The organism is Blautia sp. XA-2221, from assembly GCF_028767025.1.
Classification (GTDB): domain Bacteria; phylum Bacillota; class Clostridia; order Lachnospirales; family Lachnospiraceae; genus Blautia_A.
The window spans coordinates 252,534-279,350 of the sequence record NZ_JAJQXX010000001.1 but is presented as its reverse complement, the minus strand read 5'-3'; the positions used below and the strand labels follow the sequence as shown (position 1 = coordinate 279,350).

Here is a 26,817-nt window from a genome sequence, read left to right as displayed (position 1 = left end):
AAGTTTTAAACCAAAAGCCTGATAAAATCAGTAAGAAAAATATTTACAAGTAGTTTTGAAAACTATATAATAGAATGCAGAGGTGATAAACTATGACAATCAATACACAGGATATGATAGGCAGTATACTGGAAAGTATTTCAAGAATTGATTATATTAAACCGGAAGATATTCCAAACATTAGCTTATATATGGATCAGGTAACTACTTTTATGGAAGAACACCTTGCTTCCTCCAAGCGTTATCCGGAAGATAAGATTCTGACAAAAACCATGATCAATAATTATGCCAAAAACAATCTGCTCCCGTCCCCGGAAAAGAAGCGCTATTCCCGGGAGCATCTTCTTCTGCTTATTTTTATTTATTATTTTAAAAACATTCTTTCCATCAATGATATCCAGACACTTCTGGGGCCTATCACAGAAAAATATTTTCGCTCAGATTCCGACATGGATCTGACCTCCATCTACAACGAAGTGTTCAGCATGGAAAAAGATCAGGTGGAACTTTTGAAGGAAGATCTGATAAAACGTTACCACACCGCTGAAGCCACTTTTGAATCAGCGCCTGAAGAAGACCGCAGATTTCTGAAACTTTTTTCCTTTATCTGCCTTCTGAGCTTTGATGTGTATACAAAAAAAATGCTTATCGAACAGTTGGTGGATGAACTGCGGGATGAAAGCAATGATACTCCTCCCCAAGGTAAAAAATCAAAAAGCAAAAACTGATCCTGATAATCAATCACAGAAAAGGGGACTTTTTCAAGCCCCCTTTTTTTGCATTTCTCTTCATTTTTTTGCATTTCTCTCTACTTTTCAGCAAGTTTCCTTTTTATCAGTAAAGATAATTTTTATTTACATATCCGCTTTTTCCAAGCTTTGGAGAATATACATACCAGTAGGTGGAATCGCTGGTATCTGTTACCTGTACCTTATCCCCGGTATATAATTCCCCGATCTCATTGGATTCATCATAGGCTTTGGCGCTTCTCAGCGCAAGATAACCCTTGCTTACACTTACGGTTTTTGTTTCTCCTGAATTGCCGGAGGAAGTTCCCTGAAGATAATTTTTGTTTACGTAGCCTCCCTTACCAAGTCCGGGAGCATATACCAGCCAATAAGTATCATCATTTGTATTGGCGATCTGTACAGTATCTCCGGTATACAGTTTGCCAACTTCATTTTTGCTGTCGTAGGCTTTGTCGTTTCTCAGCGCAAGATAGCCGCTGTCTACTTTTACTGTTCTGGAGCCTGCCGAGTTTGCCAGATATGCTCTGTTTACATATCCCGTTTTTCCATGCTTGGGAGAGTAAACAGTCCAGTAAGTAGATCCGCTTGAATCTGTTACGTCCACAGTATCCCCGGTATACAGCTCTCCGATCTCATTGGATGAGTCGTAGGCTTTGGCATTTCTCAGGGCAAGATAGCCTGAAGCAACTGTTACTGTGTAATTGTTTGCCGCAAATCCGGTTTCTGCTGTTATCGGCAGAGATAACACAAATGCCACTGCAAACAGCGCCGCCCATTTGAAAAGGGCAATTCCTGAAACATTTTTCCATTTCCTACTCATATCGTTGTCCTCCTTTTTAGGGTATTATCTGAATCAGCCTCATGCTGCTTCGATTACTGTAAACGACTTTCCTTCTGTTATCTTTCCTATTGCTGGTAATAGTCGTAAATCTGCCGGCTTAACGCCGCTATGGTACTCTGGGCTGAACCCACTTCTGAAAGCTGCTCTGACATAAATACAAGAATCAGATCATTCTGCGTATTGTAAATAATTCCCGCATCATTTTCCACATCTGCAAGCTCTCCTGTTTTATTTGCCACACTGACACCGGCAGGCATCTGAGCCGGTATCTTGTTCCTTCTCTCCTGAGCTGCCAGAAGATCAAACTGCGCTGCTGCCTTTGGATCTCCTGACTTCCAGCCGTCATAAACCTTTTTAAGAAAATGTCCGCAGTCTGCAGGAGATGTATAATTGTCATCCAGTTCGTTGCTGTGCAGCAAAAGCCTTCCCATGTGCGTATTGCTGTACCCGTTTACGCTGCAGTATCCATTGACCACATCCATTCCCGCAACCGCATCTCCTCCTCCCAGATATCCTGTAAGAGTGTTTGCCGCATCATTATCGCTGACAGTGATCATGGAACGGAGATTGCTGTCCACGTTCCCCTGACCATACTGTGCTGTGAGATTATCATAGTTCTCATAAACAGCTCCCATAATATAAAGCTTGATCAGGCTGGCTGCCTGCATTCTGTGTTCATTGACACTTCCCTCAGTGTTTGCTGAAATATTACATACATATGCAGACCAGTTTCCGTTATTTACAGGAAACGCCAGACTGGAAAGCAGTCCGGAAAGAGCTTCATCCGTTACTGCCCCTGCAGACTGGGCTCCCCCGAATACACTTCCTGATGAAGCGTCTGACGGAGGTGAAAGCGCCCCGTCCCCTGAGCTGCTCTGCATCTCCTCAGGCGGCGGTTCCGGATGATGATCAGGATCTCCCTGGGCTTCCGGATTCTCCGGTTCCTCTGCTCCCGGCTGAGGCCCCTGCATTTCTCCCGGAGTAATTTCCGTCTGTGTTTCTTTCTGTTCTTCTTCTACAGGTATCTCCGCCGTCTCCCGGACTTCCTCTTCTGTCTGATTCCCCTTGTCTGTTCCACAGGAAGACTGGGCTGCGATCATCAGAAAAGCCAGCGTCAAAAGGCCTGCCTTTTTTCCATTCATGTAACTTTTTCATCCCTTCCCCTGCAATCCCCCGCAATTATGTGCAATATGCATATTTTATGCGATATTTTTTACAGTTTTTTATGTGTTATCATTATAATTTTAATTTAAAAGTCTTGCAAGTATTTTTTTCTTTTCAAATTGTTTGTTATAGTTTATCATATAGAAAACAGGATTCTGTAAAATCCATATTCAGCAATCGCTTTTCAATTTTCACATGAAATATATGATTATTTTCAGGAGGATTCATATGAAGAACATACTAAAAATTCTTTCTGTCGGACTACTGATACTGACATTCCCGACTACAGTCCTGGGCGCTTCCTACGAAAGCGAAGAAGGGCAGGCCATGATAGGACCGCCCTCTTCCCAGTCAAAGGACAGTTCAGAACCTTTTTCTGATTCTCCCGCTGAAGAAAACACTTCCGGGATTGACTGGGATGCCGCCAATACCGCAGCTTCTCCGGCTTCCGGAAGCGGTGATTTTACTGTTGTGATCGATCCGGGACATCAGGGCCCTTCTGTTGACATGAGCGCCCCTGAGCCTATGGCTCCCGGTTCCAGCGAAACCAAAGCAAAAGCAACCTCCGGCACACAGGGAAACTTCTCCGGCGTTCCGGAATATGAGGTCAATCTGCAGGTTTCCCTTCTTCTTCAGCAGGAGCTTACCGAAAGAGGATATCGGGTCATTATGACAAGAATCGATCACGAAACTGCTATCAGCAACAAAGAGCGGGCGGAGCTGGCTTCTCAGCAAAATGCTGATATTACCGTCCGTATCCATGCAAACAGCTCTGAAAGCAGTTCTGCTGCCGGAGCCCTGACCATGGCTCCAACCTCTGCCAACCAGTATCTTTCTTCTGATATCATAGAAAAAAGCAATACACTTGCTTCCTGTATCATCAGCCACTACTGCGCGGCTACAGGTCTGGGAAATCAGGGTATTATATCGTCAGACAATATGACAGGAACCAACTGGAGCACTGTCCCGGTTGCAATTCTTGAAATGGGATTTATGAGTAATCAGAATGATGATCTTTACATTACCAATACTGCCAATCACCCGGCAATGGTTGCCGGGATTGCAGATGGGATCGATGAATATTTCAGTATTGTAGAGCCACAGTCAGCCGCCAGAGGCCAACACCTCAGCCAGCTTACGGAAAACCTTCAGGCTCAGTACACTTCTCCTATGGAAAAGTCAGGGCAAAGCTGGGCAATCGCTGTTATGGATCCCGTAACTGACGACTACAGTACCATCCGTGCCAACGAATCCATGCAGGCTGCCGGACTGATCCGGACTTATATCATGGGCGCTGTATATGAAAAACTTGTTTATCCTGCCCCGGACGCAGAGCCGTCTTCCGACTACCAGAAGACGCTGAAGCCTCTTCTCCAGAAGATGATCGCTTCCGGTGACAATGATGCTGCCAATAAGCTTGTTTCCCTTCTGGGCAGCGGAGATTTTAAAGCAGGAGCGGCTGTTGTAAACCAGTTCTGTCAGGACCACGGATTCACATCTACCAGACTGGAATCCCCCCTTACAGCTGACAGTTCAGAAAAAAACACCACCAGCGCCTCAGACTGCTGCCGCCTTCTTTCCGAAATCTATAATCAGACACTTGTAAATGGCAATGCTTCCTCAGAAATGCTGTCCCTTCTGAAACAGCAGGACAAAAAGGCTGTAATTCCCTCAGCTTTACCAGCAGAGCTAGAAACAGCCGGGACATCAGGCGCTCAGACAGATTCTATGGAAAATAATATGGCAGTTGTACTGGACAGTGCGCGTCCTTATGTTATCTGTGTTCTGTCCAATAACATCAAAAATTCCGCAGATGCCAAAGAAACTACAAAAAAGCTTTCCTCAGACGTATACCAGTATATGACCTCTAATGTCAAAACATCAGACACACCTTCCTAAGAGAAAAAAGGGCAGAGGTACGGTTCAGAATCCGTATTCTCTGCTCTTTTAATCTGTGTATTATTCAGTTTTTTCGGAATTCTCTTTCTGAGCTTCCTTTTCTCTCATTCTGGAAAAAACCATTTCATAGCCGTCATTTCCGTAATTCAGAGAACGGTTTACACGGCTGATGGTTGCAGTAGATGCACCTGTTTTTTCCGAGATATCCAGATATGTCCGTTTATCTGTCAGCATTTTGGCTACCTCAAAACGCTGAGACAAAGAAAGAAGTTCATTGATCGTACATACATCCTCAAAAAACGTATAACATTCTTCTTTATCTTTTAAACAAAGAATCGCTTCAAATAGGTGATCTACCTCTTCTGTTCTGATTTTTTTACCCATATTCTCTGCTCCTTTAAATCACTATCCTATTACTGCATAATACATTTTAACACTTTAGCACATGATAGGCAAGTGCTTTTGACGGAAAAAACAGAGAAAATACAGGTATCCTCAAATGATGCAAAATGGAGTATAATAAAGGGGATACAAGGAAATAAAGCTGAAAACGGAGGTTTTTATGAAATACGAATCTGTTCTTGATCTTCATACACATACAGTTGCCAGCGGTCATGCCTACTGCACCATTCACGAGATGGCTGCCGCAGCAGCTGACAAAGGCCTTGAGATTCTGGGAATTACAGAACATGCGCCGTCCATGCCCGGAACCTGCCATAATTTTTATTTTCATAACCTGAAGGTTGTTCCCAGAGAACTGCACGGCATCCGCCTGCTTCTGGGTACTGAACTTAATATTCTCGGTCCGGACGGAAAGGTAGATCTTGAGGAAAAAGAACTCAGAAATATGGATGTAGTGATCGCCAGCCTTCATCTTCCCTGCATGAAGCCAGGCTCACGCAACGAAAATACCGAAGCATACCTGAATGTTATGAAAAATCCTTATGTAAATATTATCGGCCATCCGGATGACGGACGATATGAAATTGATTATACTGCGCTTGTTCAGGCAGCCAGAGAACATGGCAAGGTTCTGGAGCTGAACAATCATTCCCTGGAGCCCTCCTGCTTTCGTAAAGGAGCAAAAGAAAATGATACAGAAATGCTGAAATTGTGCATGAAGTATCAGGTTCCTGTTGTTATGAGCAGCGACGCTCATTTTGACAGCGCCATCAATGAATTGGGATGTGCCCGCAGTCTTCTTGAAGAGCTTGACTTCCCTGAAGAGCTGGTTTTAAACCGTTCTGTAAAAGCCCTGAAACCATTTGTGAACCGAAAATTCTAAAAATTTATGATGCTTCCGGGAATAACAGTAATGACACAAAACCGGATTTATACTTTCAAAATGGAGTGACTATTATGGATTTATTTGAATATGCAAAATCAAAAACACTGGACAGAGAATCTCCTCTTGCCTCCCGTCTTCGCCCCACTTCCCTGGACGAAGTCGTAGGGCAGGAACATATTGTAGGAAAGGACAAGCTGCTCTATCGAGCGATAAAAGCGGATAAACTGACCTCTGTTATTTTTTACGGACCTCCCGGAACAGGAAAAACAACACTGGCAAAAGTTATTGCCAATACTACCAGTGCAAATTTTACTCAGATCAATGCAACTGTGGCAGGAAAAAAAGATATGGAAGCCGTTGTAAAAGAAGCCCAGGACAATCTTGGGATGTACGGCAAAAAAACGATCCTTTTTATTGACGAGATTCATCGCTTCAATAAGGGACAGCAGGATTATCTTCTTCCTTTTGTAGAGGATGGGACAATCATCCTGATCGGAGCAACTACGGAAAATCCTTATTTTGAAGTAAACAGCGCTCTTTTGTCCCGGTCTATTATCTTTGAACTGAAGGCTCTGAGCAATCAGGACATTCAAACCTTGATCCTCCGGGCTGTGAACGACTGCGACAGGGGTATGGGAAATTACGGCGCAGTCATAGAACCGGACGCAGTGGAATTTCTGGCAGATATGGCAGGCGGCGATGCAAGAAGCGCTTTGAACGCAGTGGAGCTTGGAATCCTTACCACCCCAAAAAGCCAGGACGGACTCATTCATCTGACTCTTGACGTTGCCTCTGAATGTATCCAGAAACGTGTGATTCAGTATGACAAAAAAGGCGACAATCACTATGACATTATTTCTGCCTTTATAAAAAGTATGCGTGGCTCTGATCCGGACGCAGCTGTATACTATCTGGCAAAAATGCTTTATGCAGGAGAAGATGTTAAATTTATTGCCCGAAGGATCATGATACTTGCGTCTGAGGACATCGGAAATGCAGATCCCCAGGCGCTCTGTGTGGCTGCAGCAGCTGCACAGGCTGTTGAACGTGTAGGTATGCCGGAATCCCAGATCATCCTCTCCCAGGCTGTTGCTTATATGGCCTGCGCCCCAAAAAGCAACTCGGCTGTAAACGCAATCGCCGCTGCCATGGACTCTGTAAAGAAAACACGGACTACCGTGCCGGTCCATCTTCAGGACGCCCACTACGGCGGCCACGAAAAGCTTGGCAAAGGAATCGGCTATCAGTACGCTCACAATTACCCGGATCATTATGTCAGACAGCAGTATCTTCCTTCTGAAATACAGGATGAACATTTTTATGAATTAAGTGATATGGGATATGAAAAAACCTTAAAGGAATACATGAAAAAAATCGGAGCTCTTTAACGAGCCCCGATTTTTTTGAGATGGAATTATTTATTTTTTCTTTCTTCTAAGCATCTGGATCAGACCGATCATAGAACCACTTCCAAGTAATCCTGCTACTAACGGTACAGTGTTTGTTGCATCGCCTGTTTTAGGATTGTTTGTTTTAACCTCAGACTTATTTGCATCAGTTGTATTCTGATCGTTATTCTGATTATTGTTGTTCGGTTTCTCCGGTGCTACAGTTGGTTTGTTCTGATCCGGTTTTTCCGGGTCAACCGGCTGATCTGGATTTTCCGGGTTTGGAGTTGGGTTTTCCGGATCTGGAGTCGGATTCTCCGGATCTGGATTCTCTGGATTTGGATTCTCCGGATCAACTTTCTCTGCACGAACAGTAACTACTACTGTATTGTCTTCGATCGGAAGATCACCAACAACTGCAATTACATATCCTTCCGGTACATCTGCAAGAATGCTTGTGTTGATGTATGTATCTTTTTCATCAACAACAAGAGCACCTGTGCCTACCTCTTTACCATCTTCAGTTACATATTTAACTGTAACATCTCTTGTGTATTTTTTCTGTCTTACAACAACTGTTGCTGTGTTATCCTCATTTACCGGGATATCGCCTACGTTTGCAAGCTCCCAGCCATAAGGTACGTCTGTAAGGATGCCTGTATTGAAGTATGTTGCATCTTTATCAAGCTTGATGCCGGAAGTAAGGACATTGTTTCCTTCTTCGTCTACATAGTTGATCACAACATCTTTTGTGTAAGCTTTTTCTCTTACTACTACGTTTGCAGAATTTGTCTCAAAGTCTACCGGAATATCTCCTACATTTACAAGCTCCCAGCCGTATGGTACGTCTGTAAGAATGCTTGTGTTGAAGTATGTTGCGTTCTCATCAAGTTTGATTCCGGATGTTGCCACGCTGTTTCCGGCCTCATCTACATAATTGATCACAACATCTCTCTGGTAAACTTTTTCTCTTACTACTACGTTTGCTGTGTTATCTTCGTTGATTGTAATATCGCCTACACTTGCAAGCTCCCAGCCGTATGGTACGTCTGTAAGAATGCTTGTGTTAAAGTATGTTGCGGCATCGTCTACTGTAATTCCAGATGTAGCTACATTGTTTCCAAGTTCGTCTACATAGTTGATCACAACATCTTTTGTATATTTCTTTTCTCTTACAACAACTGTTGCTGTTCCGTCTTCATTTAACGGAATGTCACCTACAACTGCAATGATCCAGCCGTATGGTACATCTGTAAGGATGTTTGTGTTAAAGTATGTTGCATCCTCAGCAAGTTTGATGCTTGTGGTCAGAACCGGATTTCCAGCTTCATCCACATAGTTTACTGTAACGTCTTTTGTATACTCTTTTGCTCTTACCTGAACTGTTAAAGTATTATCTGCATTAAATGCAAGATCTCCAACATTTACAAGCTCATATCCATAAGGAACATTTAACTTACTTGTATTCACATAAGTATCGTCTGCGCCTACAACAAGATCCTGAGTTCCAACATTTTTGTTCTCTTCATCTACATAGTTTACAATGATATTCTTGTCAGTTACTACCTGTACTTCTCTGACAAAAACGTTCATAGTATCACCATTGCCAATGTACATATCACCAACCTGGCAAAGCTCATATCCCTTCGGAACAGCCAGACGGCTTGTATTGAATGTTGTAGCTCCGGCAACAATCTCGATTTCCTGGTTTGAAGAAATCACATCTCCGGACTCTGTTACAAGACTTACATAGATTGTTCTTGTTTCAGCTCCTGCTCTTCTTACTTCAACATTAACGGTATCGTTTTTTTCAACGTATACGTCACCCTGGTTACAGATTTCATATCCTTCCGGTGCTGTAAGTTTGCTTGTATTAAACATAGTATCCTCTGCACCGATTTTAATCTCCTGGATTCCGTTTTCAAGAGGCTGTTTTGTTTCCTCGTCAATGAAGCTTACATATACAGTTCTGGTTTCTGCAACTTTTCTTACTTCAACGTTAACTGTATCTCCATCTTCTCCAACGTATACATCACCCGGATTACTGATCTCATATCCTTTCGGTGCTGTAAGTTTGCTTGTATTAAAGATGGTATCGTTTGCACCGATTTTAATCTCCTGGATTCCGTTTTCAAGAGGCTGTTTTGTCTCTTCATCAATGAAGCTTACATATACAGTTTTAGTTTCTGCAACTTTTCTTACTTCAACGTTAACTGTAGTTCCATCTTCTCCAACGTATACATCACCCTCTTTGCAGATTTCATATCCTTTCGGCGCTGTGAGTTTGCTTGTATTAAAGATAGCATCTTTTGCACCGATTTCAATGGCCTGTATTCCATCTTTTTCAAGAGGCTGTTTTGTCTCTTCATCAATGAAACTTACATATACAGTTTTAGTTTCTGCTGCTTTTTTTCTTACAATAACATCTACTGCATCTGTATTGGTTACATCGTAATCACCAAGATTTGCGATCTCATAATTCTCAGGTACATCTGTCAGCTGAGTACCTTTGAACTGGTAATAAACCTGACCATCATCTGTATACTGTGGTTCAACAGTAACACTTCCCTTACCAACCGCAGCTCCGTCATCTGTCTTGTAATTAACTGTAACGGTTTTTGTTTCGTGCTCCGGAGTTTCTACCTTCTCTACATATGCTGTATATGCGCTGTCAGTATAAGGGCCGGAGAAATCTCCTGTTTCCACTAATTTGTAACCTGCCGGAACTGTGAAGTCCTTGCTACTAAGTGTATAATAACCATTATATACCTTTGCATTGATTACTTCGTTTCCAACACCGCTTCCATCGTTCTGATCTACATAGTAAACTGTAATCGGAACTACCAGCTGTAAGTCTTCTGCTGCTTCTGTTGCTGTATCTTCCTCTGCCACTTCTTCGCCAGTCTCTTCTGTTGTTTCTTCCTCTGCTGTTTCTTCTGCCAGTGCATCTTCATCTGCTACTGGTGTGAGAACCTCATCTTCTGCTGCGTTTTCAACAATGGCATCAGTAGTTGCATCCATAGATGCGGCTGTTACGCCTACTGTGCTTGTTAAAACTACAGAGGAGCTGAGGCCAACCATAAGAAGTTTTCTTACTACTTTGTTTTTCATAGCGTCTTTTTCCTCCATCTCTGCTTTTAGGGATTCCCCTAATCCTATGTTATCATTCTCATTATACCCCCCCCCGGTATTGGAAAGTCAATATAAATTATCCTGTTTTTACCTGTATTTCAACATTTTTACACTTCATTCTCCTGTATATTCCAGCAGTTTTCTCCTGTAAATAACAAACAAAAAAAGACACTGTCCCAGGCTGTTGACAGTGTCCATAAAATCATTATATTTTTTAGATCAGCTCTCCCATAATGGAAGTATAAATATCCTGGCATTTCTGAGGCCAGCTTTTACATATGGCACGCGCAGCCTCTTTATTTGGCGCCGCCATTGTCAGATCCATGATCGCTGCATCCTTTTCGATCAGCTGGCACCGGACTGCATAGGTTCCCTGAGGCGTTGTATAATAGTCAGCCGGCATAAGGATCCTTTCCGGTACCTCATATCCATAATCTCTCAGAAATTCTTCAATTTCATTTCTGATATCCTGAGAAAGATCATTTTCAAAATAGGAAAGTGTCTTACTTCCCTCTTCTGTCAGTTCATAATGAGAACTGTTAGAAACCGTCCGCCGTCTCAGAAGCCCTGTCTCCACCAGTTCTGACAATACCTGCTGAAGATGAAGGTAATCCGTATACTCCCTGTCCAGCACAAACTCTGAAATCTGAGAATTTGTCAGCTCTTCTCTGGAATGCTGAGCCATATAAAGTACCATCAGTTTATAAATTGTAAATGGTTCTGCCATTCTACCACCTCTTTCTCACTTACATCCGGAACATATCTGTTCTTTCAGTTCTTTAACAAGCAGAAACTTTCAAATTTTTCCCCTGGTAACTGTTCTGTTCTTTCATCTGATGGTGAAGCAGATTCAGAACCTCCCGTTTCCTTGACGCCCACAGAGGAGCGATCAGAAGATCTTTCGGACCATCTCCCGTTATCCTGTGGATCACGATCTCCGGATCCAGATTTTCCAGACACTGGATCAGCAGATCCAGATATTCTTCTCTCTCATAAACACGAAATCTTCCTGCAAGATAATCATATGCCAGGTCTGTCCCTTTCAGAACATGAAGAAGCTGAAGCTTGATCCCCTGGATATCTTTTTTGTTCAGATATCTCATTGTTTCAAGAATATCTTCTCTGCTTTCTCCGGGAAGACCCAGGATCGTATGAACGATCACCTCGATATTCCGTCTGCGAAGATTCTCCACTGCCTGCTCAAAACAGGAAAGTCGGTAACCCCTTCTGATGTACTGAGCTGTTTTTTCATGAATCGTCTGAAGTCCCAGTTCAATCCATACCGGTTTAATCCGGTTCAGCTCTTCCAGAAGATCCAAAATCTCCTCTCCCAGACAGTCCGGTCTGGTTCCTACAGACAGGGCTACAATCTGAGGATGAGACATTGCCTCTGTAAAAATTTTCCTGAGATATTCCACCGGGGCGTAGGTATTTGTGTATGCCTGAAAATACGCTATATATTTCTGAATGGGACGTTTCTGTGAAAGAATCTCAATCTGACTTTCAATCTGCTCGGTAATGGACAGCGCCACATCTGCTGCAAAATCTCCACTTCCGCCCTCACTGCAGAAAATACAGCCGCCTGTGCCAAGAGTACCGTCTCTGTTGGGACAGGACATTCCACCGTTTAAGGTGACCTTATAGACCTTTTCGCCAAAACGCTCCCTGAGCATATAGTCCAGGGAGCGATAAGGTTTTCCGTTCCAGCTCTTACGCTGTTCCCGGCTTTCTTTATTCAGTTCTTTCATCAAGGCATTACCTCTGCTTCCTCCGGATCCGGCTCTTTTGGAATATACCTGTCAAAAATTTTTACAAAGAAATGTGAATTGGCATATGCAATCACGGCCGGTCCAAACAAAATAAACAGAAGGATCAATGACATCTGTATCTGAAATGACGGAATAAAAAAGATTGCCAGAGGACAGAAACAGATGATCAACATCAGGAAAGTAAAAGGAAGATGACGGATCGCCATTAAAAATGCATTTTTCAATGTATTTTTGATGGAATTATAAAACTTTGCAAGAACCGGGTACACGTACAAAAAAATCATTACATATAAAAGAGTAAATACTGCAAAAATCATTCCCAGGATCTTTCCTGCCGGCTGTCCCATATTTCTTGCTATATTCGTATCCAGATAAAGAAGCGCTCCTACTATAAGCATGATCACATTTATAATGGTTGCCTGCTTAAAATTCTGTTTAAACGACTTAAAAAAGCTTCTGAATATGTACGCCTCTTCATTTCTCACCATCTTCATTGTTACATAATATAAAGCCGTCAGAGATGCTCCTGCTGTAACCACAGGTATGCAACAGGCAATACAGAGAAGATTCAGCATGCAGAGATCTGCAACCTTTCCCATAAACACAAAAAATTTGTTATCCATATTAAAAAATCGACCCATTTTTACTGCTCCTTTGTCATTCCTTGTATGTCATTGTCTAACAGTATAGCGAAAAAAGGCAGAAAAAGCAAGCTTCACGGAAGAATAAGACGATCAACTGTCACAAATTCATATCCCTGTTCTGTAAGCTCATCTGCCAGAGCAAGGGCAGCCTTCACAGTTGTTTTGTATTCGTCGTGCATCAGAATAACCGAACCATTTTTTATGTTTTTACGGACTCTGCTCAGTATCTCCTGTACATTCTGGGTTTTCCAGTCCAGTGTGTCTATGGTCCAAAATACAGGAATCATTTCCACACAAAATTCTGTTCCTTTTTTCCAGGCGCCATAAGGAGGGCGCATATATACGGGATATTCTCCTGTAATCTCATAAATCCTGTTGTTTGTTTTCAGTATTTCCTCCCTTGCTCCGGCATCTGAGATCCGGTCAAGCTGTACGTGATTGTAGGTATGATTTCCGATCAGATGACCTTCTCTGTACATTCTTTTTACAATATCCTCATTTCCCTCTATTGACTTTCCCAGAAGGAAAAAAGAAGCTTTGATTCCCCGCTCCTTCAACCCGTCCAAAAGCATTTCTGTATATTCCGGATCAGGTCCGTCATCAAAGGTCAGCGCAATCTGAGGTCTGTCCAGCTCTTCCATCACAAGCCTCTGCATTCCTTCCCCGGCAATCATTTTTGCTGCAGAAACACCTGCCTCCTGGATCGCAGAATTGTCAGCTCTACACAGAACTGCAAATACCGCAAACAGGATTCCTGCACAAATAACACATTTTCCAAATTTTCTTTTACCTTTTCTCAACTGTGGCCGCTCCTGTTTTCTTACTTCCATAAAAATTCTATGCAGGACAAAGGAGATTCCATGACTGCCCGGTGGGAGTTTGAGAAATGATTTTCCTGCAAACTAAAAAAAGCTAAATAAAAACCTCCAATTCCATAAAGTATTTTAAAAACAATTCTATAATAAATACAAAAAACGAGGACTGGTTTCTGCTTTTATACAAAAATCAGTCCTCACCGGATACTTGATCATAAATACCTGTTTTGTTTTTTATAAAACCCTTGTTAAAAAGTCCGGAATCTTTCCTATTTATTAAGCATGATCTTTAACTGTGCTTCGATTGCTTCCGCGCATCTTTCAAATCCAAGCTTTCCACTGTTCAGGCAAAGATCATAGTTGGTGGCATCATTCCACACACCGCCTGTAAATTTGCGGTAATACTCCTGTTTTCTCCTGTCGTCTTTTATAAGAAACTTCTCAATTTCTTCTCTGGAACCGGAAATCTTTTCGGATGCCTGTTCCACACGGAAATCCCAGGGCGCATGTACAAACACACGCAGAGTATTGGGACGATCCTTCAGCACATAGTTTACACAACGTCCTACGATCACATAGGATTCTTTTTCTGCAAGATCCTTCACAACCTTAGCCTGATAACTGAAAATATTTTCATCGGAAATAAACTCCTTGCTGTCCGGCTGAACCAGCTTTCCTCTGTACAGTGAAGACTTATTAAACAATGACGGCTTTATTCTGTTTCCACCCTCAACCTTGCCAAAAAGTCCCAGATCAATTCCGCTTTCATCAGAAGCCATACGGATGATCTCTTTGTCATAGAATGAAATTCCCAGCTTTTCCGCAAGCATCTTTCCTACGGTGCGTCCGCCGCTTCCATACTGTCTTGCAATTGAAATTACTATATGCTCATCCATTCGTTTTCCTCCTTATAATATTCCCCTGTCATTCAAAGCTGTATTTATTCTCCCAGATATGCTTTCTGCACTGCCTCATTATGAAGCAGATCCTGTGCTTTTCCCTCCAGAGTGATACTTCCTGTTTCCAGTACATAGGCTCTGTCTGCAATGGAAAGAGCTTTTTTTGCATTCTGCTCTACCAGAAGAACTGTGGTTCCACTTTCGCTTACTTCCTTGATAATATCAAAAATCTCATTTACAAAAATCGGAGACAGTCCCATAGACGGCTCATCCATCAGAATGATCCTTGGCTTGCTCATGAGAGCCCGTCCCATAGCCAGCATCTGCTGCTCTCCTCCGGACAAAGTTCCTGAACGCTGTCCCTGTCGCTCTTTCAGACGGGGAAATCTTTTATAAACCATTTCAAGGCTCTGAGCAATTTCATTTTTATCTTTGCGTGTGTATGCGCCCATAAGGAGATTCTCATAAACTGTCATATCCGCAAATACGCGTCTTCCCTCAGGAACATGGGCCATTCCCATCTGCACGATCTTGTGCGCCGGAACTTTCAGGAGATCTTTTCCTTCAAACATGATGCTGCCTGCTTTTGCCGGCAGGATTCCGGTCAGTGTCTGAAGGGTTGTGGTCTTTCCTGCTCCGTTGGCGCCGATCAGGGCAATTACTTCACTCTGATTTACCTCAAAAGAAATTCCCTTCAGAGCCTGGATCACGCCATAATAAACCTGAAGATCCTTTACTTCCAACATTGCCATGATTACGTTCCTCCTATTCTCCCAGATATGCCGTGATAACGGTCGGATCATTCAGCACTTCTGAAGTCGCTCCCTCAGTAAGTACCTGCCCGAAATTCAACACGGTCAGCTTTTCACAAATGCCGCCCACAAGTTTCATATCATGCTCAATGAGAAGGGTAGTCATATGGAAATGCTCCTGCACAAAACGGATGGTATCCATCAGTTCCTGAGTTTCATTGGGATTCATTCCGGCTGCCGGCTCATCCAGAAGCAAAAGCTTCGGATCTGTTGCAAGAGCGCGAGCAATCTCCAGTTTACGCTGTTTGCCATAAGGAAGATTTCCTGCCAGGATCTCAGCCTCTTGGTCCAGATCAAATACCTTCAGGATCTCCATTGCCTTTTCATTCATTTCTTTTTCTACCTTAAAATACTTCGGCAGTCGCAGGATTCCTGTAAGAGTAGAATACTGATACTGGTTGTGAAGTCCTACTTTCACATTATCCAGAACTGACATCTCTTTAAACAGACGGATATTCTGGAAGGTACGGGCAATTCCCGCCTTATTGATCTCTATTGTACTTTTTCCTGTGATATCCTGTCCGTCCAGTCTGATAATTCCCTCTGTTGGCTTATATACGCCTGTCAGAAGATTAAAAACTGTTGTTTTTCCGGCTCCGTTCGGACCGATCAGTCCGTAAAGCTGGCCTTTTTCTATATTAATATGAAAGCCGTCAACTGCACGAAGACCGCCAAACTGAATTGACAAATGATTTACTTCCAGCATTGCCATGATCAAGCCGCCTCCTTTTTCGTTTTTCCGCCCCGGATCTTCTCTGCCATACGGCTTCTCCATGTTCTTGCTGCCGGAGCCCAGTTAAAGAGCATCATCACGATCAGAACAATCGCATAGATCAGCATACGGTAATTTGCAAAACCGCGGAGAAGCTCCGGAAGAGCATAAAGGATGATCGCCGCGATCATGGAGCCACGGAGATTTCCGATTCCGCCCAGAACCACATATACCAGGATCAGAATTGACATATTGTAATCAAATACCGATACTTTGAGCATGGAAATATTATGTGAGTAAAGTACGCCTGCCACACCTGCAAGAGCTGCAGAAACTGTAAATGCCAGAAGCTTGTATTTTGTCACATTGATTCCCACTGATTCCGCTGCAATCCGATTATCTCTTGTTGACATAACCGCACGACCGCTTCTGGAATGAACAAGATTCTGAACAATAAACAGTGTGATCAGAACAAGTATCACTCCGATCAGGAAAAAATATGGCTTGATTTCTTTATAAAGAGTGGCTGTTCCGGAAATTCCCAGAGCGCCCTTCATGATTTTTTTGCCGCCAGCCGCAAGCTCAAGACCTCCGGATGTTGTTGCCGCATGTATACCGTTTTTATCTACGCCGACATAGAGAATATTGATCAGGTTCTTAATGATCTCTCCAAAGGCAAGGGTAACAATCGCAAGATAATCGCCCCGAAGCCTCAGTACCGGAATACCGATCAGAATACCGAACACACCTGCCACTGCCGCACCGATCAAAATCGCCAGAATAAATCTCGGAACCGGAGGAAGAGCGTCTGCTGCCAGATGAGAAAAAAGTGCGCTGGAGTATGCGCCCACGCACATAAATCCTGCATGACCCAGACTCAGCTCACCGGAAAATCCCACTACAAGGTTCAAAGAAATTGCTGCGATCGTATACACGCACAGAGGAACCAGAAGGCCTGTCAGAAGTCTGGAAAGATTCCCTGTAGAGGAAAGAGTCTGGACCACAGCAAACAGAACGATCACAATTCCATAAGTTATAAAATTACTTCTTGTTGTCTTATTCATCTTTTTCTTCATATCGTCCACCTTACACTTTCTCCTGAATGTTTTTGCCAAACAGTCCGGTAGGTTTCACAAGGAGTACGATGATCAGTACCGCAAACACGATCGCATCCGCAACCTGAGATGAAATGTAGGCTTTTCCAAAAATCTCAATAATCCCCAGAAGAATACCTCCTACCATGGCTCCCGGGATGGATCCGATACCGCCGAACACTGCAGCCACAAAAGCTTTGATTCCGGGCATTGCTCCTGTATACGGAGTCAGTGTGGGATAGGCAGAGCAGAGAAGAAGTCCTGCTATGGCAGCAAGTCCTGAGCCAATGGCAAAGGTCAGGGAAATCGTTGCATTTACATTCACACCCATTAACTGAGCGGCATCTCTGTCCTCAGACACAGCCTGCATGGCACGTCCGGGTTTGGTTTTGCGTACAAACCAGGTCAGAGCCACCATAATAACAACGCTGACAACAATAGTTACAATGGTAATTCCCTTAATAACAAGCTGTCCGTCAAACAGAGTTACTGAAGGAACATCGATCACTGTGACAAAACTCTTGGCATCTGCTCCAAAGATCAGAAGAGCCAGGTTCTGCAGAAGATAACTGACACCAATGGCGGTGATCAGAACCGCCAGATTAGATGACGCTTTTCTGAGAGGACGATATGCGACCTTTTCGATCACAACTCCCAGTACCGTACATATCACAACAGAAAGTATCACTGCCGGAACCGGGCCCATTCCTCCTCTGGTCACTGCGGTGAGAATTACAAAAGCGCCGACCATGATTACATCACCATGGGCAAAATTCAGCATCTTCGCAATTCCATACACCATTGTGTAGCCCAGTGCGATAATCGCATAAATACTTCCCAGGCTGATTCCATCTTTTAAATAAGATATAAAACTCATAGTGCACCTCATATAGAAATTTTATTGTTACATAAAAGAAACGGAGGACAGTACTTATGCACAGGCACCATCCCCCGTCCCTTAATTTTTTAGTGTATATTTATTCACTGATTATTCCATTTCTTTATATTCACCGTTTTCAATAACAAAAGCCTTTGGCTCCTTGTCGCACTCTCCGTCTTCTGTCCATGTAGCTTTTCCGGTAAGTCCGTCAAGTTCGATCTCAAGCATAGCCTCAGACATTGCCACACTGATATCCTCATTTGCCATATCCGGTGTGATCTCTGCTGTATCTGCTGCCGCTTTCATTGCATAGATCACATCATAGGTGTCTGCTGCGAACTGATTGGGAACCTCGCCGTTATTGGCATCACCGTAAGCCTTTACAAATGCCTGGCTTGCCTCGTCCTCTGAAGTTGCAGAGAAAGGAGTCAGAAGCATAACGCCTTCTGCCAGAGAAGTATCGAAATTCTCAACTCCAAGGATTCCGTCCATACCGTCAACACCAAAGAACTTGATATCCATTCCTGCCTCAGATGCCTGCTGAAGGATCAGAGCATTATCTGAATAGTAGTTTGGCAGGAAAAGAAGCTCTGCGCCGCTGTCAGCGATTTTTTTCAGCTGTACGGAATAGTCTGTATTATTGTCTGTTGTGTATGCCTCGTCAGCTACAACTTCCAGTCCGTTTTCTTCTGCCGCTTCCACAAAAGAATCATGTACGCCGGAATTATAATCAGCCATGGAGTCATAGAGAACTGCTACCTTTGTTGCAAGTCCATGCTCGCCGATATATTCTGCAGATTTTGCTCCCTGAGCCGGATCGGTAAAGCACATACGGAACTCATTGCTTCCTGCTGTAATAGAATCAACAGCGGTTGCAGATGGTGTAAACAGGAATGTGCTCTCTGCCGCCTCTGCTCCTACTGCAATACAGGAGGATGATGTAGTTGCTCCGCAAAGCATCTGCATTCCTTTATCAAGAAGGTCGTTATAAGCATTGACTGACTTCTCCGGATCACCCATATCGTCGCCGGCATCAAGTATCTCAACCTGATATCCGTTAAATCCGCCGTCTTTATTGATTTCGTCTACTGCAATTTTCGCTGCATTGTATACGTTTGTACCATACTGTGCATAATCGCCTGTCATTGGGCCGATCACACCGATTTTAAATGTTTCGTCATCTTCTGCGAATACCATTGCAGGCATGGCTGCGGTTGCTGCCACTGCTGCTACAGTTACACTTAACACCTTTTTCCAGTTTCTCATAACAAATCTCCTCCTTGAATTTCTAACGATCATCAACATCCTGTTCCTCTTCGTACAGATGATGTGAAAAAAGCCCACTGGACTACCAGCCGGCTCAGGCTTTTCCCCTGACTTTCGTTCGCTAATACTTTAATGTTTTGATTATAGCATCTGATATATTTGATTTCAAGTATAAATTTGCAAAATATTTACAAGCAAAAAAACCGGCATCCTGTACGGGATACCGGTTTCTGAAAGGAGATTTTCTCTCCTGTTACTTCAATATTTACTTATGCGATAGCTTTTTTAGCGATCTCTGCAAGTGCTTTGAAGCCTTCTGCATCGTTTACTGCAAGCTCAGCAAGCATCTTTCTGTTGATGTCGATGTTTGCAACTTTCAGTCCGTGCATCATCTTGCTGTAGGAAAGTCCGTTCATTCTTGCAGCAGCGTTGATACGTGCGATCCAGAGCTGTCTGAACTGACGTTTTTTCTGTTTTCTTCCTGCGTAGGAGCTTGCAAGAGCTCTCATTACAGACTGTTTTGCAATTCTATACTGTTTGGAACGGGCTCCTCTGTAACCCTTTGCCAGTTTTAATGTACGATTATGTTTTTTCTTTGCGTTTAATCCGCCTTTAATTCTTGCCATTTCTTAATTTCCTCCTGTTCGTCTTCTCTTCTTATAAATAAGGCAGTGCTTTCTTGATATTCTTCAGGTTTGTGGAATCAACAACAGTGGCCTTTCTAAGATTTCTCTTTCTTTTCTGAGATTTCTTTGTTAAGATATGGCTCTTATAAGCTTTGTTTCTCATGATCTTTCCGGTACCAGTTTTTTTGAAGCGTTTTGCTGCTGCTCTACATGTTTTAATCTTAGGCATTTTTATTTCCTCCTTGATTCGTGGTTCTGTTTTATATTTCACATTACTGCAGTATCCGAAACCGGACACGGTAACAGTAACTGCTTAACGTTTTTCGCTGAGAAACATTGTCATGCTTCTTCCCTCAATCTTGGGAGCCTTTTCTACTACAGCGATATCTTTCAGAAGCTCTGCAAAATCATCCAGAACATGTCTGCTGCTTGCCATATGAGCCATTTCTCTTCCACGGAAACGCAGAGTGACTTTTACGCGGTCACCTTTTGTAAGGAATTTCCTTGCAGCGTTTACCTTTGTCTTTAAGTCATTCGTATCAATATTAGGAGAGAGACGTACCTCTTTAATGTCAATCGTTTTCTGTTTCTTTTTGGCTTCTTTTTCCTTACGGGAAAGTTCGTAACGGTATTTTCCGTAATCAATGATCTTGCATACCGGCGGTTTTGCCTGTGGCGCGATCTTTACAAGGTCAAGTCCTGCCTCCTGTGCCTTAAACATGGCCTCCTTTGCAGACATGATACCAAGCTGGGCTCCGTCTGCTCCGATCAGACGTACTTCTTTGTCTCTGATTTGTTCGTTAATCATTAAATTGCTAATTGTTGTACACCTCCATACCTGTAAATGATATACCCTGACTTTTACACGTTTCTGTGAAACAAAAAAAGCATGGACGAATCCACACTCTGCTCATATTCCCATAGTACAGCGCTCTGATATCCACAGACAGCTTCTGTGCCATACATTTATCTGAAAGGAAAATCCTGTCTTACAAATGCTGAGACATATAAACCTGAGACGCATCCTGTGCGCTAAGGTGAGAGTGAACTCTGCTTTGTTTTCTTCACGTACTGTAATAGGATAGCATGAGTTTCCCGGAAAGTCAAGAACTTTTAATGCTAATTTTCTCATGCTTTTTTCTCATCACTGCCCTGAAAAAATCTAAAAAAGAATACAGGCTTTTCTCTCTCATAATATCTCAGGCTTTTATGATAGCTTCTGTCCTGCTGATCTTCAGAATAAAATCTGAAAATACGGAAATATTACATAAGGCAATGATTTATTTAAGGAGGACACAACCATGACAATTCTCAACTGCAATGCAGTAACCTGTATTTATAACAAAGATCAGCTGTGCTCCCGCGGCGAGATCGAGGTTATGGGACCTGATGCCCGCGTTTCTGACGAAACAAGCTGCGGCAGCTTCCGCGACCGCAACAGTGCCTCAGTAACAAACAGCGTAAAAGAATCCTGTGGCTGCGAAAAAATCAAAATTGACTGCAAAGCCCATGAATGCACCTACAATGAGCACTGCAAATGTACTGCTGCTGCCATTGACATCAACGGTCAGAACGCCAGCACAGAAAAAGAAACAAAATGCAAAACCTTTGCATGTAAATGCTGACAGTTTTTCCGAAGCAAAAGGTACACAGCATACAATAAGTGTCGTAACAGTAGTTTATAATGCGCACCTGAAAAAAGGACATTGCCCACAAAGCAATGTCCTTTTGCAGTCTTTTCAGTTTTATCTGTTTTTCAGGAAATCCGGAATCTGGATATCCTTTTTCTGAACTGTACTTGTAGGTACCTTGGTACCATAAGATGAATTCATGTTTGGAAGAGAAAAGCTCGGCATATTGATACCGCCAGCCTGATTTGCTGCGCCTGTCTGTGCAGCCGGTTTTCTTACAGAAAACGGTGAAGATGCATTACTTCTTCCGCCAAAGGAAGAGCCAGCCTTGGGAGCTGCATCAGTAAGTCCTGTAGCGATAACTGTAATTCTTGCATAATCTGCAACAGAATCATCATACATTGCACCGAAGATGATATTTGCTTCCTCTCCTGTAAGCTCCTGTACATAGCTTGCAGCATCATTTGCATCCATAAGAGAAATATCACCTGAAATATTAATGATTACATGAGTTGCGCCTTTAATGGTTGTCTCAAGAAGCGGGGAGGATACAGCCTGCTGAACAGCTTCCATAGCCTTGTCGTCTCCTCTTGCTTCTCCAATACCGATATGAGCGATACCCTTATCTGTCATAACAGTCTGAACATCTGCAAAGTCAAGGTTGATCAGTGCCGGCAGATTGATCAAATCGGTGATTCCCTGAACCGCCTGCTGAAGAACTTCATCAGCCTTGCGGAGTGCCTCCGGCATGGTTGTCCGGCGGTCAACGATCTCGAGAAGCTTGTCATTCGGAATAACGATCAGTGTGTCCACTGCTTTTTTCAGATTCTCGATCCCTGCAAGAGCATTGTTCATACGTGTCTTTGCTTCAAAACGGAATGGCTTTGTTACAACGCCAACAGTAAGGATTCCCATTTCCTTGGCTGCTGCTGCGATCACCGGTGCCGCACCTGTTCCGGTGCCGCCGCCCATACCACAGGTAACAAATACCATATCAGCGCCTTCTATTAACTGTTTTACTTCTTCTATACTTTCCTCAGCGGCCTTCTGACCAACTTCCGGCTGTGCTCCAGCACCAAGACCTTTCGTTATCTTTTCACCAATCTGAAGTACTGTTGGAGCTTTACAGAGGGTTAATGCCTGTTTGTCAGTGTTGACACCTACAAACTCAACTCCTCCGATGGTCTCTTCCACCATTCTGTTTACAGCATTATTTCCAGCTCCGCCCACACCAATGACTATAATCTTGGCAGAGGACTCAGCTTCATTTGACATAATCTCTAACAATGTACTTCCTCCTTTTATTTCCCCGATATTTATCGTAATCTACCTGCATATAGTATATCATATATTTTTTTCTAAAATTAATCAACTACTATTTTTGTTTTTTTATACTTTTTTCATGTATTTTCGTCATTTACAACTTAATATCCATCGCCGGAATAAGGGTCTTCCCCGCTTTCATCGTAGGCTCCTGTTTCCTCTGAACCATCTGTATACTCGCCGGACTCTTCGCTGTATCCGTCCTGGTACTCCGGATCCGAATACCCGTCTTCTGACTCATAAGAACTGTCCTCTGAGCTTTCGTCCTGACTTTCGCTGTCTGATTCTTCTGTGTTTTTCGGCATAGGACCTACATAGTTTCCTTCCCGGTCATACTCTCCGGTTCCGGTAAATCCGCCTTCTTCGTTATAGCCGCCTGTCCAGTCTCCCATTGCGTCTATGGTTTCCTGTGTGGGGGCAGGACCAACATAATTCCAGTTGGCATCATACTCGCCCTCTCCGGTATAATCACCTTCCTCATCATAGCCGCCGACCCATTTTTCAAGAGCATAGTCAAGAGCAGTCATAGGCTTCGGACCTACATGCTTTCCGCTTTCATCGTACTCGCCGTCCCCGGTATATTCACCGTTTTCGTCATAGCCTCCGGTCCAGTTCTCTGCTGTTACTTCCTCTATCTCTGCCTCAAACGTAATGGTCTTTACATAATTGGTAACATTCTCTGCATGAAGGATTCCCTTCTGTCCTGCAAGCTGAGGAAGAATTGCGATCACCCGGGTCATTTTATCCTCAAGATTCACATCTTTGCCCAGATTTACTATGATATCCCCATAAAGAAGGCTGATCTCATAGTTTTCGTCAAACTGAATGTGGTCCGGCAGACTGTCATTTTTGGCAAAAATCGTAGAAAGGGCAACCGCTGTATTCAGAACAGTTTCTTTTATGGGAAGCTTCTCTCCCTTTACTACCCGTTTTACGGAAATCCCGTCAAAAAAAGGTACTCTTTTATCCTGTGTTTTCTCACTTTCAATAAACACGCCGTTCCGGTCAAAATACACATAGCTGTCCAGATAGGGAATGCAGCCTACTGCCTTTTTTTCTTTCACGCTGACCACAATGGTGTTTCTGTTTGACCGCGTAACCCTAAAGCCTTCCACAAAAGGAATATCCCCTGTATCCTCTGTGGTGTAAAGGATCGGAGCAAGAATGGAATTTTCTGCCATTGGTCCCCGAAGGACCATGGCCTTTATCTCTTTTTCTGTGTAATGACCGCTCCCCATGATCTCCACATTTTCCACCTTAAAATAAAGAAAGAAAAAAAGCACACCAGCCAGAAGGCAGGCGCCAATCCCCCCAAGTATTAATTTTTTATGCTTATCCGATATGTTCAGTTTTTTTCTGTATTTTGATGTTCTCATAAAAATGCAGTTCCTGTATCCTCTTCTATCTGCGCGCCCAAAGACGCCAGATCCTTACAAATATGCTCATATCCCCGGTAAATAAAGGAACATCCCTCGATAACAGTTTCCCCCTGCGCCGCAAGGGCTGCCACAACCAGCGCCGCTCCTCCCCGCAGCTCTCTGGCTCTCACAGTACAGCCTCTGAGCCGGTTTCCACCCTGGATGACCGCCTCTCTGCCTGAAACAAAAACAGAGGCTCCCATTTTATTCAGTTCCTCTACAATCCTGAACCGGTTTTCAAAAATATTTTCACGTATGCAGCTTTTCCCCGGAATGGTTGTCAGTACTGCCATGAGAGGAGACTGAAGATCTGTGGAAAAACCCGGATACGTGTCTGTTTCCAGAAATGGTACGGGAAATGCCGTTCCGCTTCCGTCAGCTATTAGTTTACCACTGTTCCGGTTATATTGTCCACCCATTTTCCCATACACTTCAAGAAATGCATCCAGCTCTCCCTCCGGCGGATTGGCGATCACGATCTTTCCTCTTGTTGCCGCAGCTGCACACAAATAAGTTCCGGCCACAATACGGTCAGGAGGAATCTGCATATTTCCGGCTTTCAGCTCCTTCACGCCTGTAATCTGGATACAGCCGGTCCCTTCTCCCTGGATTTCTGCCCCCATACTGCGAAGATATCTGCAGAGCCACACAATTTCCGGCTCTCTGGCACAGTTTCTGAAAATTGTATGTCCCTCTGCCAGAACAGCAGCCAGAATCCCCTGCTCTGTGGCGCCCACACTGGTTTTTCCAAAAACAATCTCTGCGCCTTTCAGACACCCGGCCTCAGCTTCCAGGCTGTTTTCTTTTTCCTCCACACTGGCTCCCAGACAGCGCAGTACATACAAATGCTGGTCAACCGGACGCTTTCCTATTACACAGCCTCCCGGATAACCCATGGAGCCTTTTTTGTTTCTTGCCAGAAGCGCTCCCAGAAGAATCACTGATGACCGCATTTTTCCGGTACAGTCTCCGGAGATCTCTGTTCCGTCTGCTCTGCTGCAGTCAAGATAAAGAGTATTTTTTTCCCACCAGGTAAGCGCACCCAGGGATCTGAGAATATCCTCCATACAATACACATCAGCAATGGCAGGACATCCCCTCAGCACGCTGACTCCCCTGTGAAGCAAAGAGGCTGCCATCATGGGCAGCGCAGAATTTTTTGATCCCTGTATGGATATGGTACCCTGAAGCGGCTTTCCTCCTGTAATGCGAATTTTATCCAAACCGTCACACCCCAAAAGCCCTCTTCCATTTATCCTATGCTGTTTTTTCTTTTCTGTGACTGCTGACACTGAGAGCCAGCCCCATTTCTGCCAGAAGGAATACCACCGAGGTTCCTCCATAGCTTACAAAGGGTAGGGTGATTCCTGTATTGGGGATCGTATTTGTAACAACAGAAATATTAAGGATTACCTGAATCGCCATGTGCCCCATGATCCCGGCGCTGATCAGGGCCCCCTGAAGATCTTTGCTGTGCATGGCGATCACACAGAGCCTCCACAAAAGCAGAGCAAAGATCACAATCAGAATACCGGCTCCCACAAGCCCCAGTTCTTCACATATAATGGAAAAGATCATGTCGTTCTGCGCTTCCGGAACAAATCCCAGCTTCTGAAGGCTGCTTCCCAGCCCCCGTCCGAACAGACCGCCACTTCCTATTGCATACAGCCCCTGAATAGTCTGAAAACCTTTTTCGTATTTTTCCGGATTTCTCCAGATAGCCAGGCGCTCCAGACGATAGCTTTCTGCTGCCAGAAAAACAGCTATAAAAGCAACTCCTGCGCTTCCCATCCCAACAAACTGCACATATCCCGGACTGGATACAAAAATAAGAATTACTCCGATTCCCAGAATGATGATGGCCGTACTGAGATTGTTGGAGCCCACCAGTCCCACAATGGGGAGAAGTGTCGCCATGGTACGGCACATAAACCATATGCCGGATGTTTTTTTACGGCTTCTGTCAATCTGCCAGGCAAGAAAAAGAATCACTGCCACTTTTGCAAATTCTGAAGGCTGAAAAGATAACGGGCCCAGACTCAGCCATCTTTTTGATCCATTGATCTCCTGTCCCACCAGAAGAACAGCCGTAGACAGGGCAAGGGACATCAGATAAACTACCGGTGCAAGAGAAACCCAGAAATGATAGTCTGTTTCTGATACCACATACATGGCTGCCAGTCCCAGGGCTGTTGCAAACAGCTGTTTTTTGAAATAATAAAAGGAATCGTGAAATCTGACTCTCCCATTGTAAGAACTGGCGCTGTACAGAAACACCAGACCAAATACTGCAAGAAAAATCACAAGAATCAACAAAAGGGCATCGGCTGTTCCTTTTTTTCTCTGTGGCTGCTGTGACATAAGCGCCTCCCTGCTGCCGTGTTATTAATAAATATGAAATTTTTCACAAAAAATGACCGGTTCGTACATCTGCGTACTTCCGGTCATTTTTGTTTTTAGATTTTAT

Annotated in this window: 26 protein-coding genes; 5 read left to right on the top strand and 21 right to left on the bottom strand. The window is 43.6% G+C overall.

The genetic code is table 11. The features are described 5' to 3' along the window. Positions 1–92 precede the first annotated feature (92 nt). Positions 93–728, top strand: coding sequence for a DUF1836 domain-containing protein (locus LU279_RS01305; RefSeq protein ID WP_274420256.1), 636 nt, complete (start codon positions 93–95; stop codon positions 726–728). A gap of 106 nt (positions 729–834) precedes the next feature. On the opposite strand, the gene LU279_RS01300 is transcribed toward LU279_RS01305, so the two are convergent. Both LU279_RS01300 and LU279_RS01295 read right to left on the bottom strand, forming a co-directional pair. Next, positions 835–1,569: an SH3 domain-containing protein gene (locus tag LU279_RS01300; protein ID WP_274420254.1), complete on the bottom strand. Its 735-nt coding sequence runs from the start codon at positions 1,567–1,569 to the stop codon at positions 835–837. 86 nt (positions 1,570–1,655) lie between these two features. After that, positions 1,656–2,732, bottom strand: coding sequence for a serine hydrolase (locus tag LU279_RS01295; protein WP_274420252.1), 1,077 nt, complete (start codon positions 2,730–2,732; stop codon positions 1,656–1,658). A gap of 250 nt (positions 2,733–2,982) precedes the next feature. Between LU279_RS01295 and LU279_RS01290 the strand changes: the two genes are divergently transcribed. Then, positions 2,983–4,653 carry an N-acetylmuramoyl-L-alanine amidase gene (locus LU279_RS01290; RefSeq protein ID WP_274420250.1) on the top strand — a complete coding sequence of 557 codons (1,671 nt, stop codon included), beginning with the start codon at positions 2,983–2,985 and terminating at the stop codon, positions 4,651–4,653. Positions 4,654–4,713: 60 nt separating this feature from the next. Here the strand turns inward: LU279_RS01290 and LU279_RS01285 are convergent, their stop codons facing one another. Further along, the gene (locus tag LU279_RS01285) at positions 4,714–5,037 is read right to left on the bottom strand and encodes a YerC/YecD family TrpR-related protein (RefSeq protein WP_147598701.1); all 324 of its coding nucleotides are present in this window, start codon (positions 5,035–5,037) and stop codon (positions 4,714–4,716) included. A 178-nt stretch (positions 5,038–5,215) separates the two neighbouring features. Here LU279_RS01285 and LU279_RS01280 point away from each other — a divergent pair, with 178 nt between their 5' ends. Both LU279_RS01280 and LU279_RS01275 read left to right on the top strand, forming a co-directional pair. Continuing rightward, positions 5,216–5,938 (top strand): phosphatase, encoded by a 723-nt coding sequence (locus LU279_RS01280; protein WP_274420248.1) that lies wholly within the window; start codon positions 5,216–5,218, stop codon positions 5,936–5,938. Positions 5,939–6,012: 74 nt separating this feature from the next. Further along, positions 6,013–7,329 (top strand): replication-associated recombination protein A, encoded by a 1,317-nt coding sequence (locus LU279_RS01275; protein ID WP_274420246.1) that lies wholly within the window; start codon positions 6,013–6,015, stop codon positions 7,327–7,329. A 30-nt stretch (positions 7,330–7,359) separates the two neighbouring features. Here LU279_RS01275 and LU279_RS01270 read toward each other — a convergent pair whose 3' ends face one another. From LU279_RS01270 to infC, 14 genes are all read right to left on the bottom strand, one after another. Then, the gene (locus tag LU279_RS01270) at positions 7,360–10,440 is read right to left on the bottom strand and encodes a MucBP domain-containing protein (RefSeq protein WP_274420244.1); all 3,081 of its coding nucleotides are present in this window, start codon (positions 10,438–10,440) and stop codon (positions 7,360–7,362) included. 235 nt (positions 10,441–10,675) lie between these two features. Then, complete coding sequence (locus LU279_RS01265) at positions 10,676–11,188, bottom strand: DUF4364 family protein (RefSeq protein WP_274420242.1); 513 nt, start codon at positions 11,186–11,188, stop codon at positions 10,676–10,678. 52 nt (positions 11,189–11,240) lie between these two features. Beyond that, a complete protein-coding gene (locus LU279_RS01260) occupies positions 11,241–12,209 on the bottom strand; it encodes a TIGR01212 family radical SAM protein (protein WP_274420239.1) in 969 nt (322 codons plus the stop codon). Beyond that, on the bottom strand, positions 12,209–12,871 hold the full coding sequence (locus tag LU279_RS01255) for a YesL family protein (RefSeq protein ID WP_274420237.1): 663 nt from the start codon (positions 12,869–12,871) through the stop codon (positions 12,209–12,211). The genes LU279_RS01260 and LU279_RS01255 overlap by 1 nt, the downstream gene beginning before the upstream one ends. A 74-nt stretch (positions 12,872–12,945) precedes the next feature. Beyond that, on the bottom strand, positions 12,946–13,674 hold the full coding sequence (locus LU279_RS01250) for a polysaccharide deacetylase family protein (protein ID WP_274420236.1): 729 nt from the start codon (positions 13,672–13,674) through the stop codon (positions 12,946–12,948). A gap of 284 nt (positions 13,675–13,958) precedes the next feature. Beyond that, the gene (locus tag LU279_RS01245) at positions 13,959–14,585 is read right to left on the bottom strand and encodes a cytidylate kinase-like family protein (RefSeq protein WP_274420234.1); all 627 of its coding nucleotides are present in this window, start codon (positions 14,583–14,585) and stop codon (positions 13,959–13,961) included. 44 nt (positions 14,586–14,629) lie between these two features. Then, positions 14,630–15,340 carry an ABC transporter ATP-binding protein gene (locus LU279_RS01240; protein WP_274420232.1) on the bottom strand — a complete coding sequence of 237 codons (711 nt, stop codon included), beginning with the start codon at positions 15,338–15,340 and terminating at the stop codon, positions 14,630–14,632. Between the two features lie 13 nt (positions 15,341–15,353). Beyond that, positions 15,354–16,112: an ABC transporter ATP-binding protein gene (locus tag LU279_RS01235; RefSeq protein WP_274420230.1), complete on the bottom strand. Its 759-nt coding sequence runs from the start codon at positions 16,110–16,112 to the stop codon at positions 15,354–15,356. Between the two features lie 2 nt (positions 16,113–16,114). Further along, the gene (locus LU279_RS01230) at positions 16,115–17,188 is read right to left on the bottom strand and encodes a branched-chain amino acid ABC transporter permease (protein ID WP_274420228.1); all 1,074 of its coding nucleotides are present in this window, start codon (positions 17,186–17,188) and stop codon (positions 16,115–16,117) included. A gap of 10 nt (positions 17,189–17,198) precedes the next feature. Next, a complete protein-coding gene (locus LU279_RS01225; RefSeq protein ID WP_274420226.1) occupies positions 17,199–18,083 on the bottom strand; it encodes a branched-chain amino acid ABC transporter permease in 885 nt (294 codons plus the stop codon). A gap of 111 nt (positions 18,084–18,194) precedes the next feature. Next, on the bottom strand, positions 18,195–19,352 hold the full coding sequence (locus LU279_RS01220) for an ABC transporter substrate-binding protein (protein ID WP_274420224.1): 1,158 nt from the start codon (positions 19,350–19,352) through the stop codon (positions 18,195–18,197). Between the two features lie 269 nt (positions 19,353–19,621). After that, positions 19,622–19,978 carry a 50S ribosomal protein L20 gene (gene rplT / locus LU279_RS01215; RefSeq protein WP_022068216.1) on the bottom strand — a complete coding sequence of 119 codons (357 nt, stop codon included), beginning with the start codon at positions 19,976–19,978 and terminating at the stop codon, positions 19,622–19,624. Between the two features lie 31 nt (positions 19,979–20,009). Beyond that, on the bottom strand, positions 20,010–20,207 hold the full coding sequence (gene rpmI / locus LU279_RS01210) for a 50S ribosomal protein L35 (protein ID WP_015541985.1): 198 nt from the start codon (positions 20,205–20,207) through the stop codon (positions 20,010–20,012). 84 nt (positions 20,208–20,291) lie between these two features. Further along, positions 20,292–20,786, bottom strand: coding sequence for a translation initiation factor IF-3 (gene infC / locus LU279_RS01205; protein WP_138270379.1), 495 nt, complete (start codon positions 20,784–20,786; stop codon positions 20,292–20,294). Between the two features lie 493 nt (positions 20,787–21,279). Here infC and LU279_RS01200 point away from each other — a divergent pair, with 493 nt between their 5' ends. Next, positions 21,280–21,603: a DUF1540 domain-containing protein gene (locus tag LU279_RS01200; protein WP_274420200.1), complete on the top strand. Its 324-nt coding sequence runs from the start codon at positions 21,280–21,282 to the stop codon at positions 21,601–21,603. 120 nt (positions 21,604–21,723) lie between these two features. Here the strand turns inward: LU279_RS01200 and ftsZ are convergent, their stop codons facing one another. The 4 genes from ftsZ to LU279_RS01180 form a co-directional block, all read right to left on the bottom strand. After that, positions 21,724–22,884 (bottom strand): cell division protein FtsZ, encoded by a 1,161-nt coding sequence (gene ftsZ, locus LU279_RS01195; RefSeq protein ID WP_274420461.1) that lies wholly within the window; start codon positions 22,882–22,884, stop codon positions 21,724–21,726. Positions 22,885–23,033: 149 nt separating this feature from the next. Continuing rightward, positions 23,034–24,308: a cell division protein FtsQ/DivIB gene (locus LU279_RS01190; protein WP_274420197.1), complete on the bottom strand. Its 1,275-nt coding sequence runs from the start codon at positions 24,306–24,308 to the stop codon at positions 23,034–23,036. Next, positions 24,305–25,588, bottom strand: coding sequence for a UDP-N-acetylglucosamine 1-carboxyvinyltransferase (murA, locus tag LU279_RS01185; protein WP_274420195.1), 1,284 nt, complete (start codon positions 25,586–25,588; stop codon positions 24,305–24,307). Before murA ends, LU279_RS01190 begins: the two co-directional genes overlap by 4 nt. Positions 25,589–25,607: 19 nt before the next feature. Next, positions 25,608–26,711, bottom strand: a complete 1,104-nt coding sequence (locus tag LU279_RS01180) for an FtsW/RodA/SpoVE family cell cycle protein (protein WP_274420194.1) — start codon at positions 26,709–26,711, stop codon at positions 25,608–25,610. Between the last annotated feature and the right edge of the window lie 106 nt (positions 26,712–26,817).